This is a genomic window from Paraburkholderia sprentiae WSM5005 (assembly GCF_001865575.2).
Lineage (GTDB): Bacteria > Pseudomonadota > Gammaproteobacteria > Burkholderiales > Burkholderiaceae > Paraburkholderia > Paraburkholderia sprentiae.
This window is the reverse complement of record NZ_CP017561.2, coordinates 2,418,164-2,430,114: the sequence shown is the minus strand read 5'-3', so window position 1 is coordinate 2,430,114 and position 11,951 is coordinate 2,418,164. Positions and strand designations below refer to the sequence as shown.

Sequence of the window (11,951 nt, the reverse complement as noted above, 5' to 3'; positions counted from 1 at the left end):
ATCAGGCCCGCGCCGGCATTTCCGGCCAGACCGCCCTGGCGAGCAAGCGAGTCGCTTTTTCCACATGCAGTACTTTTGCCTGATTTTTTACTAGGAGTTCGTCATTATGCGAATCGCTCAAATCGCTCCGCTGCACGAGGCGGTTCCTCCCAAGCTGTACGGTGGTACGGAACGCGTGGTGTCCTATCTGACCGAGGCGCTGGTCGAGCAAGGCCACGACGTCACGCTGTTTGCAAGCGGCGATTCGCAAACCTCGGCGAAGCTCGAAGCTTTCTGGCCGCAGGCGCTGCGCCTCGACCCGACGATTCGCGACGTGATGGCGCCGCATATGCTGCTGCTCGAAGAAGTGCGCCGCCGCGCGGACGAATTCGACGTGCTGCATTTCCACATCGACTACTACCCGTTCTCGCTGTTCGCGCGTCAGCCGGTGCCGTTCGTGACGACGCTGCACGGCCGCCTCGATCTGCCGGAACTGCAGCCGATCTTCAACACGTTCAGCGACGTACCGGTCGTGTCGATCTCGGACAACCAGCGCATTCCGCTGCCCCAGGCGCACTGGCTGCAAACCGTCTATCACGGTCTGCCGGAAGACGTGCTCAAGCCGATTCCCAACGTCGAGCCCGGCTACCTCGCATTCCTGGGCCGCGTCTCGCCGGAGAAGGGGCTTGACAGGGCGATTCGCATCGCCGGGCAGGCAGGCATGAAGCTCAAGGTCGCCGCCAAAATCGACAAGGCCGATCGTGCCTACTACGAAGAAGTCATCAAGCCGCTGATGTCGTTGCCGTACGTCGAGTACATCGGCGAAATCGGCGAAGCTGAAAAGCGCGAGTTTCTCGGCAATGCGCACGCACTGGTGTTCCCGATCGACTGGCCGGAGCCGTTCGGTCTCGTGATGATCGAGGCGATGGCTTGCGGCACGCCGGTGATCGCGTTCAATCGCGGTTCGGTGCCCGAAGTGATCGAAAACGGCGTGTCGGGTTTCGTCGTCGAAGACGAAATCAGCGCGGTCGCTGCCGTCAAGCGTCTGAACACGCTGTCGCGTGCTGGCGTGCGTAAGGCGTTCGAATCGCGCTTCTCGTCGAAGGTGATGGCGCAGAACTACGTCGCCACGTACGAAGAGCTGCTGCGACGCAAGCATCGCGCGGTGCTGCGCGAAGTCAACGCGGGCTGATTGGCGGTTGATTGGCCGTCGTTGATTTACATTAGAAGAACCTGGCAGCAGGGACCCGTTGCAGACTTCCTTCGCTGCTTTCAACGCCCCGCCGGCACCTCGCCGCGGGGCGTTGTTGCATGCGCGCTGCGTTTTTCGTCGGCACGCAACTGAAAATTCGGATTTCCGCGCGGCGCGAACGAGCCAGTCTCGGTAATATCCCTATAATGGCCGTGCCGCAAAATGGGCTGCGGCGCCGCCGACGACAGGAGGATGCCTTGGCGAGAACGAAAGAGACGCGTGCGAACGCCGCGCCCGGCGCCGGAACGATTTTTACGTTGCGCGCCATCGGTCTCGTGCTCGCCGCCCGCTGGCTTTTCTCGATGTCCGAGATGAATCTGACCACCGCGCTGACCGCGATGGCGTCTTCGCCGTGGGCATGTATCAACCTCGTTTTTCTGTTCCTGCTGATCTTCCTGCCGGGCGCGCGCGCCGCCGCCGAGCGTCCGTTTCATCCGCTGCCGCAATGGCTGCGTCAGGCGCTGCGCCTGTTCGCGTTCCTCGGGTTTCTGTTTGCGCTGTGGTCGGTCGGCGCATTCGTCGCGAGTGCCGGCTGGCGTCGCGCGATGCAGGCGGTCGCGGCCACCAACGGCTGGCTCGTCGCGGCGCCGGTGCTGTATGCGATCGTCTTGTGGATCTGCCGTCCGTTGCCATTGTGGCGCACCAATGTGGCGGCGCGGCGCTATGCGATCGGCCGCTTTGCGGTGTCGCTCGATCCGATGACGCGCACCGTCGTCGTGTGGGCCGAGCGGCGCAAGGTCGGGCAATACGATGCCCGCGAGTTGTCGGTCCGTTGGGCGAGCGGTTCCAATGCACGTGCGGCGCCGACGCCCGCGGTCGCGTTCGGCGCGGCGGGCGAATCCGGGGCGTCAGCGGCGCCGATGAGATCGGCCGCGGCGCCCTCGCTTGCGCGCAGTGCGCTCGGCGTACGTCCGAAGGTCGAGCTGCTGTGGGATTCGCCGGCCGCCGCGGGTCATAACCGGCAGACAGTTTTCCGCGCAGCGCTGACGACCGAAGGCGATCGCGTGGCCGCCCGCGCGCTCGATACGACGCTGCGTCAGGTCTGAGATCTGAGGCTGCACGTTTTGTGCTATCGGTCACATCGCGTGACCGATGCGCGCGTCTCGCAGCGAAGCTTCACCGATAATGCAATCACGGCGCCCGGCCTGAAGCTGGGCGAGTGGAACACTCATCGATCGTATTGCGTCTTTCGCAGGAGTCGCCATGCTGGTTCGCTGGTTGCTTGCCGCCCTTCATCTGCTTGCTTATGGTTTTGCGCTCGCGTCGATTCTCAGGCGCACGTGGTCGCTGCGTCGCGCGTCGGTGCCCGCCGCGTTGCGTTCGGTGTTCCGTGCTGATTCACGCTGGGGCATCGCCGCGCTGGTGCTGATCGTGACCGGTCTGATGCGCGTGTTCGGCGGCTACGAGAAGGGCGCGGACTACTACCTGCACGAGCCGCTCTTTCACGTGAAGATGGCGTTTCTGGTGCTGATCCTGATCCTGGAGGTGCCCACCATGCTCGGCCTGATGCGCTGGCGCGCGTCGATCAGGAGCGGCGCGGCGCCGAATCTGAAGAAGGCGCGTTCCTACGCGCATTTCAGCGTGATCCAGACCGTTCTACTGGTTCTGATGGTGTTTGCCGCAACTGGAATGGCGCGCGGCATCGGGCTGCCCGCCGGCGTGGTTTAGCGCGGCGGGCTTTCTGTTCCTGCGAGGCAAGTGCCGTTAAGCGTGGCGCCGCTTGCCGCGGCCGCTTTGCATCCCTGCATCGCACTAGCCGACTAGCAAGCCGGAATCGTCGACCCGGTCGGCTTTGACCTCTGCCGTCTCGCGCGCCGGCTCCGGCTCGCCGAGACCCTTGATCAACGCCAGCGCCTGACGCTCGAACAAGCGGCGGTACAAGCCGCCGTCGCGTTTGATCAGCGCGTCGTGGCTGCCTTCCTCGATCACCTTGCCCTTATCGAGCACCAGCAGCCGGTCCAGTGCCCGCACCGTCGACAACCGATGCGCAATCACCAGCGTCGTGCGTCCTTGCATCAGCCGCTCCATCGCGTGCTGGATCAGCACTTCGCTTTCGCTGTCGAGGCTCGACGTCGCTTCGTCGAGGATCAGGATCGGCGCGTCGGCGAGAAACGCGCGCGCGATCGCGACGCGTTGACGCTCGCCGCCCGATAGCTTGATCCCGCGTTCGCCGACCAGCGTGTCGTAGCCGTGCGGCAGCGCGGCGATGAAGTCGTGCGCGCTCGCGAGCCGCGCGGCACGCTCGATGTCGGCCCGGCTCGCGCCTGGCCGTGCATACGCGATATTCTCGGCCAGCGAGCGGTGAAACAGCACCGGCTCCTGCTGGACGATCGCAATCTGGCCGCGCAGCGACGCTTGCTGGACCTGCGCGATGTCCTGACCGTCGATCGTAATCCGGCCGCCCGAAATGTCGTGAAGGCGCTGGATCAGCTTGATGAAGGTCGTCTTGCCCGAGCCGGAATGACCGACCAGCCCGACCCGCTCGCCCGGCGCGATGCGTAGGGAGAAGTCGTTGTAGAGCGGCCGGGTGTGCGCGCCATAGCGAAACGACACGTGCTCGAAGCGGATCTCGCCGTTACGGATCGCGATCGGGCCGGCGCCGGGGCGATCCTCGATGCCGAGCGGCTGGCTTTCGAGCGACACCAGTTCCTCCATATCGTTGACCGAGCGTTGCAGGTTGCGGATGTGCATGCCGATGTCGCGCAGATAGCCTTGCAGCATGAAGAACATCGTCAGCGCGAACGTGATGTCGCCGACGCCCGCTTCGCCGCGCGCCCACAGCAGCAGCGCCACGCCCAGAATCGCGGCCTGGATCGCGGCCAGCATGCCGCCCTGGAGGCCGCCGTTGAGCGTGCCGCGCACCCAAGTGCGGCGCGTGCGCTGCCGCCATTTGCCGATCACCCGCGCGAGGCGCGCTTCCTCGCGTGCTTCCGCGCCGAACGCCTTGACGACGCCGTTGCAACTGACCGCATCGGCGAGCGCGCCGCCCATGCGCGTGTCCCACGCGTTCGCGAGACGCGCGGACGGCGCGACGAAGCCGAGCGACACGGCCACCGTCACGCCGATGTACAGCAGCGAGCCGATGCCGACGACGACGCCCATCATTGGCCAGCGCCAGCCGAGCAGCGCGGTGGCACCCGCCAGCATCACGAGCGATGGCAGCAGCGCGATCAGCAGGGTGTCGTTCAGCAGATCTAGCGCCCACATACCGCGCGTGATCTTGCGCACGGTGGAGCCAGCGAAGCTGTTCGCGTGCCAGTCGGTCGAAAAGCGCTGCACGCGATGAAATGCGCGCGCGGCGATCTCGCTCATCATCTTCAGCGTGAAGCGGATGATGTTGAAGTACACGCCCTGGCGCAGCAGTGTCGCGGCGAGGCCAAGCGCGGCAAGCACGCCGAAGGCCTCGAGCGCCTGGTGCCAGACGGGCGCCGACGACGCCGGGCCGGCAGCGATCGCGTCGACGAGACGTCCGGCGAAGACCGGCGTCAGGATGTCGGCGCCTGCCGTGAAGAGCGCGAGCGCCGAGATCACGACGATGCGCCAGGGCTGTTGTGCCCAGTGACGGAAGGTGAAGCCGAGGACATCCTTGAAGGCTTGTCCGCGAAAGTCGAGTTTTTTGTTGGCCATTTGCTTTCGACCCGGCGACGCACGAGCGCGACCAGGTTCCAGTCAGAAGCGAAAAGAATAGACAGCCAGCGGATGCCGGAATCTGCGTGGGAACGCGCGAAAAATGCGACGGCAGACAACGGTAACGGAACGACGGACTGTCTGGAATGAATGCGGCGGCGCGCCTGTCGAGGCGGCCCCGCATCGGCGACGACGCGGCGTTGTTATGGCCGCATCGGTCGTGGCGGACGGGCCGACGGTCGCGACACCATGCGAGGGTGCGCGCAATGCACTGCGAACATGTGGCGCCTCCCTGGGATGGTTCAAGATGGAGAAACCGGACGGAGCCGGACCGGGCGAATGCCCGTTTGCAGAATATAGCAACAACGCGTGGCGCTCGCCAACCTACGGAACGACGTGGTTCTACGGCCAGCGGGATCTCGGATGGCGCACGCGAAGAATTGCCGGCAAATAGAAAAAGGGCTTACGCATTGCTGCGTAAGCCCTTTTGTCTTCGGTGATCGACACACCAAGAATCTGGTGGGTAGTACTGGGATCGAACCAGTGACCCCTGCCGTGTGAAGGCAGTGCTCTACCGCTGAGCTAACCACCCGAAGAGATTAAGATTATGTCAGGGATTTGCGGGGTCGTCCAGTGTTTTTAAGCAGTTTGCTCATCGGCTGCCGGCGCTGATTCGATCCGCCATACGCTTGCGCCTTTAATCGCTTTGTCGAGATCGTCGAGCACCGCTTCGTGCGCCGCATTTTCATCGTCGCTCGCGGCGATCACGACCAGTTCGAGCGAGTCGAGCGCGACACGCGGCGCATGCGTATCGCCGCCGGTCTGCGCTTCGCCAAGCATATCGATGACGAGGCTCTCCTGGCCGCGCGTCATCGCGAGATAGACTTCGGCGAGCAGTTCGGAGTCGAGCAGCGCGCCGTGCAACGTGCGGTGCGCATTGCTGATGCCAAAGCGGTCGCACAGCGCATCGAGCGAATTGCGCTTGCCGGGGAACATCTGCTTGGCTTGCGCGAGCGTGTCGATGATCTCGCCGCAGTGGGTGCTCACCGGCGGCAGACCGAGCAGCGCGAACTCGGCGTCGAGGAAGCCGATGTCGAATGGCGCGTTGTGAATGATCAGGTCCGCGTCCCGGATAAAGTCGCGGAACTGGTCGATGATCTCGGCGAACTTGGGCTTGTCGCTCAAAAATTCCGTGGTGAGACCGTGCACCGCGAGTGCGCCCGGATCGCTGTCGCGCTCCGGGTTGATATAGAAGTGCAGGTTGTTGCCGGTCAGCCGGCGGTTCACCAGCTCGACGCAACCCAATTCGAGAATGCGGTCGCCGCCGCGGGCGTTCAGGCCGGTAGTTTCGGTGTCAAGGATCAGTTGACGCATGTCGGATTAGCGAGCTTCCAGAAAATTGCAGAAAAAACGGAGAGGACGTTGCGGGTCGTTGCGGATGCGCGCGGTCTCTTTTACATCTCCGCGAGCGACGCCACGCCGCGATTGGCCAACTGATCGGCGCGCTCGTTTTCCGGATGCCCGTTGTGGCCGCGCACCCACCGCCATTCAATGTCGTGTTGCGCGACGAGCGCATCGAGCCGCTTCCACAGATCGGCGTTTTTGACCGGCTGCTTCGCCGCAGTGACCCAGCCTTTCTTTTTCCAGCCGTGAATCCACTCGCTGATGCCTTTTTGCACGTACTGCGAGTCGGTGTGCACGATCGCCTTGCACGGGCGCTTCAACGCCTCGAGCGCGGAAATCACGCCCATCAGCTCCATGCGATTGTTGGTCGTGTTGGCCTCGCCGCCGAACAGTTCTTTTTCCTGGCTGCCGAAACGCAGCAACGCGCCCCAGCCGCCAGGGCCGGGATTGCCCTTGCAGGCGCCGTCGGTGTAGATGTCGATGTGATCCGGAGTCATTGCGTGTGGTTACGTGTATTCGGGGTGGCGGCGGGCGCGAGACCTGCCGCGAGCACCGGTTTTTTCACTTTGAGCGGCCCGACGAGGCGCATGCCGCGCACGCGCTTGATCGCCTTGATCATGTAGGTGGCGCCGAAAATTGGCCACCAGCGGTCGCCGGCGGCTTCCATGAAGCCGTAGCGTGCGAGCCATTGATCGCTCGCAAGCGGCGGACGATAGCAGCCGAAGCGCCCGCGTTCAAGGTCGAAGCCGAGCAACTTGATCCAGTCCTTCAGGCGCGTGAATGCGATCAGGTCGACGGCGGAGGGCACGAACGGGCGACCCGTCATCTTGCCGACCGACTGCCGTACGCCCCATAGCGACAACGAATTGAAGCCGAGGATGATCAGCTGCCCTTCGGGCACCAGCACGCGTTCGGCTTCGCGCAGCAGCCGGTGCGGGTCGCTGGTGAATTCGAGCGTGTGCGGCATCACGAGCAGGTCGACGCTTTGCGCTTCGAACGGCAGATCGAGCAGATCGCACCAGAGCGCGCTGCGCCCGGCCGGCGCGTGCGGACCTGGGGCGCCGGCCGTGGACGTGGAGTTGGCGGGATTTTCGCCGCCAGCTTTGCGTGCGCCGCTCACGCTGCCATGGCGTGTCGGGCGCGGATACGTGTACGGCGCGCTCGCGCCGCTCGCCGCGTCGAGCACGAGGCCGCGGCACGGCATGCGGTTCTCGCGCAGCGCGTCGAGCTGCGGCAGGCCGAGTTGCAGCGCATGATAGCCGAACACGTCCGACACCACGCGATCGAGCTGGGTTTGCTCCCAGTCGAGCACGTAGCGGCCCGGCGGCGAATCGGTCCAGGCGGGCCAGTCTATAATCGCTCGGTCAGTCATATTAAAAATGCGTCGCCTATGAATGCGCTCGAGTACGTACCGGTCCCGGCGTTTGAAGACAATTACATCTGGGTCGTTGCCGACGGACACCACGCGGTCGTCGTCGATCCGGGCGAAGCCGCCCCCGTGCGCGCCTGTTTGGCCCAACGAGGCTGGCGGCTGAGCGCTATTTTACTCACGCACCATCATCAAGACCACGTCGGCGGGGTAGCCGATCTGCTGAACGGCCAGCAGATACCGGTCTACGGCCCCGCCGGCGAAGCGATCGCGCACCTGACGCATCGTGTCAAAAACGGCGATCACGTAACGATCGCGGCACCCGCACTCGAATTCAGCGTGCTCGACGTGCCCGGTCACACGAGTGGACACATTGCCTATTTTCAGGCGGCCGACTCGCGCGGCACGCCGCATGTGTTTTGTGGCGACACGCTGTTCGCGTGCGGTTGCGGGCGCCTTTTCGAAGGCACGCCGCAGCAGATGCTGAGTTCGCTCGATGCGCTCGCCGCGCTGCCCGGCGCGACCGAAGTGCATTGCGCGCACGAATATACGCTCTCGAATATTCGCTTCGCGCTGGTCTGCGACCCGCACAACGTCGAACTGCAGGCGTGGCGCGACAAGGCGACCGAGCTACGCGCGCGCCACCAGCCGACGCTGCCGACCACGATCGCGCATGAGCGCGCGGTCAATCCGTTCCTGCGGGCCGGCGATCCGGCGATCCAATCGAACCTCGAAGCGCAATTGCACGAAACGGTGTCCGACCGGCTGAAAGCGTTCACACTGATGCGCGAATGGAAGAACCGCTTCCGTTGATCCTGCGGCCCATTCGGCGGTTCTTCACGCGATGAATCGGAAGAATTCGCCAAGCCCAAGATTTAGTTGATTTTTTTCTCGATTTTCCGATTGACGGAAACGTTGACGTTTCGTACTATCGGCTGCAAATTCCAGCCCCTTGTGGAAACCGAGACGTTCATGCGATTTATCTTAAGTGCGTTATTGGTCCTGACACTCGCCGCGTGCGCGAGCCAGGGACCGACGACGAACACCGCCAACAATCCCGCCAACCAGCAAACCGTAGCCGACGCCCTTCGCAACAACGCCACCGCTAAAGAAACCATCAATGTCGACCAGAGCTCCGTCACTCAGTTGACGAGCCAGGACGCCGATCTGTGGGGCCGCATTCGTCGCGGCTTCCAGATGCCGGACCTGCAGAGCGACCTCGTCGACATGCAGCTGAACTGGTATTTGCAGCGTCCCGATTACGTGCAGCGCATGACCGAGCGCTCGCAAAAATACCTGTATCACATCGTCGAGGAGCTCGAGGCGCGCCATATGCCGACCGAGCTCGCGCTCTTGCCGTTCATCGAGTCCGCGTATAGCCCGCAGGCTTTGTCGGTCGCCAAGGCGGCGGGTATGTGGCAGTTCATGCCGGGCACGGGTCGCACCTATAACCTGAAGCAGAATATGTGGCAGGACGAGCGCCGCGACGTGCTCGCATCGACCAGCGCTGCGCTCGACTACCTGTCGAACCTGCACGACATGTTTGGCGACTGGCAACTCGCGCTTGCCGCGTATAACTGGGGCGAGGGCAACGTGCAGCGCGCGATCGCGCGCAACGAGGCGGCGGGTCTGCCAACCGACTACCTGAGTCTGCGGATGCCGAACGAAACGCGCAACTACGTGCCGAAGCTGCAGGCGGTCAAAAACCTCGTGATGAACCCGCAGATGTACGGGCTCACGCTGCCGTCGATTCCGAACCACCCGTACTTCGTGACCGTCACGACCTCGCACGACATCGACGTGGATGTCGCAGCGCGGCTTGCCAACATGTCGACGGACGAGTTCCGCTCGCTGAATCCGTCGTTCAAGAAGCCGGTGATTCTCGGCGCGACGCAGCCGCAGATCCTGTTGCCGTTCGACAATGCGTCCGCGTTCGAGCGCAACCTGAAAACCTACTCGGGCTCGCTGTCGTCCTGGACCACCTACACGGTCGACAAACGCGCGACGCCCGCGGCGATCGCGCAGCAAATCGGCGTCGACGCCGACACGCTGATGGAGGTGAACAAGATTCCGGTCGGCATGCGCCTGAAGCCGGGCTCGACGATCGTCGTGCCGCGCGGCTCGGATGACGACGAGGACATCAGCGCCGACGTTGCCGAGAGCGCGGTGCTCGCGATGGAGCCCGACGTCCCCGACACGCGCAAGATGCTGATCCGCGTGCGCCGCAATCAGTCGATGGGCGCGATTGCGCTGCGCTATGGTGTGTCGGTCGGTCAGTTGAAAGCGTGGAACAAGACCCATCGCGATCAGGTTTCGCGCGGTCAGGTCATCGTGCTGCACGTACCGGTCGGCAAGCCGGTGCCGAGCGAGCCGGGTCCGGAAAAGATCGCCGCCGACGTGCAAGGCGGCAGTGTGCAGAAGATAGGCGTGCGTGTCGCGGACACGCACGGTGGTTCACGCTACGATAAGAAGAAAGGGCGCGGCCGCTCGGCGATCGTCAAGGTCTCCGAGCCGGGCGGCAAGGGTAACAAGCCGGCGGCGCCTGCTGCCAGCAAAGGCAAGGTCGAGAAAGTGTCGGACCCGGGGCCCGGCAATGCGTCGAAGGCCGCGGCAGAGAGCCGCCCGAAGACCGCGGCCAGCGCGAAGAAGAAGGGCAAATAGACCAATAGCGGCTCCCACGGTAGTGACCACATGCGTTGCGGGGGCAGCGCATGGATTGCGCTCCGATCACGCACCGTGTTCATGCAACGCCGTCACCTTGGGGTGACGGCGTTTTTCATTGCGCAGCCGAGCTCTGCGGGTTGGCCGTCTTTACTTTATCGTACGTGATTCGGTCGCATTGGCCGTGCGATGCGACCCGTCCCGATCCGTGCGGACCTGAGGCGAGGTTCTCGAGGTCATTTCCAGACTTACTTCTGATTTATGTCGTCGACCCAACTGCGCATCTTTGTGCTTTTTTCCGCCGGCTACTTCGTCTCCTACGTGTTCCGCGGTGTCAATCTCGGTTTCGCGCCGTTCATCACGCGCGATCTCGGTCTGTCCGCCGCTGATCTGGGTGTGCTGACGAGTCTGTATTTCCTCGGTTTCGCGGGCGCGCAGATCCCCGCCGGCGTGCTGCTCGACCACTTCGGCGCGCGTCGCGTGACGGCCGCCACGTTGCTATTTGCGGCGCTCGGCATCTGGGTATTCGGCGCCGCGCACAGTCTCGGCATGATGATGGTCGGGCGGTTGCTGATTGGCGTCGGCGTGTCCGTATGTCTCGGCGCCGCGTTCAAAGCGCTCGCGCAGCATTTTCCGGTGGCGCGTTTGCCATTGATGAACGGGCTCGTGATGGCGATCGGCGGGTTCGGCGGCGTCATGGTCGGCTCGCCGCTCACGTGGGTGCTCGGGTTTTCCAGTTGGCGCTCGGTCTGCGTTGGGCTGGGCGTGCTGACAGTGGTGGTCGCGCTCGCACAATGGACGCTCGCGCCGGACGCGCGCGAAACGCATCGTCAGGCGAACCTCGTCGCGCAGTTCAAGGGAACGTGGCATATCCTGCGCAGCGCGGCGTTCTGGAAAATCGCGTCGTTCTCGGTCGTGACGCAAGGGGTCTTTTACGCGATGCAGTCGTTGTGGGTCGGAGCATGGCTGCGAGATGTTCAAGGCTTCGAGCCGCACCAGGCGGCGGCGCTCGTGTCGATTCTCGGCTTCGCGATGATGGCCGGCTGCGTCGGTTTCGGCGCGGCGGCGCGTGGCCTCGAGCGGCGCGGCATCTCGCTGTACGCGTTTTGCGGCATCGGCATGGCGCTGTACGTGCTGACGCAGATGCTGATCATGTTCAACGCGCCATTGCCGGCGAGCCTATTGTGGGCCGCCTACGGCATGTTCGGCGGCACCGGCATTCTGAGCTATGCGGTGATGGCGCGGCATTTCCCGCCGCAGATGATCGGGCGAGTCAACACGACGCTGACGCTGATTATTTTCCTGCTGATTTTCGGTTTTCAGATCGGCGTCGGCGCCGTGCTGTCGCATTGGCCGGCGAGCCGCGGGCATTACCCGGTGGTCGCACATCTGAGCGCGTGGGAAATCCTCGTCGCGCTGCAGGTGTTGAGCGCGATCTGGTACGTGTGGCCGGGTCGGCAGCTTGCCCGCTCGGCCGAGACGTGCGCAAGGCAGGAGGCTTGAGCGACCGCGCGGCGGTTCTTGCGTCGGCGCGACGGGCTGCGACGGCGGTTCCGTTCTCCCCGACGTTGTACCCCCGAGCCGTGTCGCAGGGCGAGGAATCACGCGACGCCGCCTGGGAAGGCTTTGAACGTCCGCCCAGCAAGCCGGCCCAAGTCC

10 protein-coding genes and 1 tRNA gene are annotated in these 11,951 nt (G+C 64.0%); 6 read left to right on the top strand and 5 right to left on the bottom strand.

Annotated features, from left to right (window positions below; translation table 11 throughout):
• Positions 1-106 precede the first annotated feature (106 nt).
• The 3 genes from BJG93_RS11050 (at position 107) to BJG93_RS11040 (ending at position 2,899) form a co-directional block, all read left to right on the top strand.
• Complete coding sequence (locus tag BJG93_RS11050; RefSeq protein WP_027198318.1) at positions 107-1,171, top strand: glycosyltransferase family 4 protein; 1,065 nt, start codon at positions 107-109, stop codon at positions 1,169-1,171.
• 257 nt (positions 1,172-1,428) lie between these two features.
• A complete protein-coding gene (locus tag BJG93_RS11045) occupies positions 1,429-2,277 on the top strand; it encodes a hypothetical protein (protein WP_027198317.1) in 849 nt (282 codons plus the stop codon).
• Positions 2,278-2,434: 157 nt separating this feature from the next.
• Complete coding sequence (locus tag BJG93_RS11040; RefSeq protein ID WP_027198316.1) at positions 2,435-2,899, top strand: DUF2214 family protein; 465 nt, start codon at positions 2,435-2,437, stop codon at positions 2,897-2,899.
• Positions 2,900-2,983: 84 nt separating this feature from the next.
• Here BJG93_RS11040 and BJG93_RS11035 read toward each other — a convergent pair whose 3' ends face one another.
• From BJG93_RS11035 to BJG93_RS11015, 5 genes are all read right to left on the bottom strand, one after another.
• Positions 2,984-4,858 carry an ABC transporter ATP-binding protein gene (locus BJG93_RS11035; RefSeq protein WP_027198315.1) on the bottom strand — a complete coding sequence of 625 codons (1,875 nt, stop codon included), beginning with the start codon at positions 4,856-4,858 and terminating at the stop codon, positions 2,984-2,986.
• A gap of 517 nt (positions 4,859-5,375) precedes the next feature.
• Positions 5,376-5,450 (bottom strand) — tRNA-Val (locus tag BJG93_RS11030).
• Positions 5,451-5,497: 47 nt separating this feature from the next.
• Complete coding sequence (dnaQ, locus tag BJG93_RS11025; protein WP_027198314.1) at positions 5,498-6,232, bottom strand: DNA polymerase III subunit epsilon; 735 nt, start codon at positions 6,230-6,232, stop codon at positions 5,498-5,500.
• Between the two features lie 80 nt (positions 6,233-6,312).
• The gene (gene rnhA, locus BJG93_RS11020) at positions 6,313-6,759 is read right to left on the bottom strand and encodes a ribonuclease HI (protein WP_027198313.1); all 447 of its coding nucleotides are present in this window, start codon (positions 6,757-6,759) and stop codon (positions 6,313-6,315) included.
• The gene (locus BJG93_RS11015; protein ID WP_027198312.1) at positions 6,756-7,634 is read right to left on the bottom strand and encodes a class I SAM-dependent methyltransferase; all 879 of its coding nucleotides are present in this window, start codon (positions 7,632-7,634) and stop codon (positions 6,756-6,758) included. The genes rnhA and BJG93_RS11015 overlap by 4 nt, the downstream gene beginning before the upstream one ends.
• An 18-nt stretch (positions 7,635-7,652) precedes the next feature.
• On the opposite strand from BJG93_RS11015, the gene gloB reads away from it, so the two are divergent.
• The 3 genes from gloB (at position 7,653) to BJG93_RS11000 (ending at position 11,795) form a co-directional block, all read left to right on the top strand.
• Positions 7,653-8,444 (top strand): hydroxyacylglutathione hydrolase, encoded by a 792-nt coding sequence (gene gloB / locus BJG93_RS11010; protein ID WP_027198311.1) that lies wholly within the window; start codon positions 7,653-7,655, stop codon positions 8,442-8,444.
• A 159-nt stretch (positions 8,445-8,603) separates the two neighbouring features.
• Positions 8,604-10,292, top strand: coding sequence for a transglycosylase SLT domain-containing protein (locus BJG93_RS11005; protein WP_027198310.1), 1,689 nt, complete (start codon positions 8,604-8,606; stop codon positions 10,290-10,292).
• Between the two features lie 261 nt (positions 10,293-10,553).
• The gene (locus BJG93_RS11000) at positions 10,554-11,795 is read left to right on the top strand and encodes an MFS transporter (protein WP_027198309.1); all 1,242 of its coding nucleotides are present in this window, start codon (positions 10,554-10,556) and stop codon (positions 11,793-11,795) included.
• The last annotated feature ends 156 nt before the right edge of the window (positions 11,796-11,951 follow it).